Genomic DNA, 844 nt, shown 5'->3' on the forward strand with positions numbered 1-844 from the left:
GGAGTGACACCGTGATGCTCCATGAGCCGGTACAGGGCCACCTCCAGAGCGAACAGCGCAGCCTGCGCGTACTGGGTCCCGTCAAGAGCGGCAGCCTGCACACCGCCCTCCTCGGCGAACACCAGCTCCTTGAGAGAACCCCCCAGACGGGCATCGAACCGCTCACAGACAGCATCGAACGCAGCAGCGAACACCGGCTGGGACACATACAGCTCACGACCCATCCCAGCACGCTGACTGCCCTGCCCCGTGAAGAGGAACGCAGTCCTCCCCGAACCCGACACCACACCCGTCACCACATCGGTGGAGGGCTCCCCCGCAGCCAGGGCGGCGAGTGCTCGCAGCCGGCTCCCGTCGTCCGCGGCGACCACGACGGCACGGCTCGCGAAGCCGCTCGGCGCGGAGGCGAGAGACCGACCGATGTCGGCGGCGGAGTGCTCGGGGTGCTCCGTGAGGAAGCTCCGGAGACGGTCGGCGCGCACGCGCAGGGCCTCGTCGGTCCGGGCGGTGATCAGCCAGGGCAGCGGCCCGGACCCGGCCACCGGCTCCTCGACACCGACCGCCTCGACGACCGGCGCCTGCTCGATCACCACATGCGCATTCGTCCCACTGATACCGAAGGACGACACACCCGCACGACGCGGACGACCCGACTCCGGCCAGGACCTGGCCTCCCGCAAAAGCTCCACAGCACCCGAGGACCAGTCCACGTGCGAACTCGGCTCCCCCACATGAAGCGTCCGGGGCAACACCCCCTCCCGCATCGCCATCACCATCTTGATCACACCACCGACACCGGCAGCAGCCTGCGCATGACCGATGTTCGACTTCAACGACCCCAGAT

The 844-nt window shown here is 68.7% G+C and carries 1 protein-coding gene; it reads right to left on the reverse strand.

Annotation, left to right across the window (positions count from 1 at the left end):
* Positions 1-833, reverse strand: an 833-nt coding sequence (locus tag EAO76_RS42355; protein WP_316248417.1) for an acyltransferase domain-containing protein, incomplete at its 3' end; no start/stop codon positions are given.
* Positions 834-844 lie beyond the last annotated feature (11 nt).

Origin of the sequence: Streptomyces sp. sk2.1 (genome assembly GCF_008120935.1) — a bacterium.
Classification (GTDB): Bacteria; Actinomycetota; Actinomycetes; order Streptomycetales; family Streptomycetaceae; genus Streptomyces.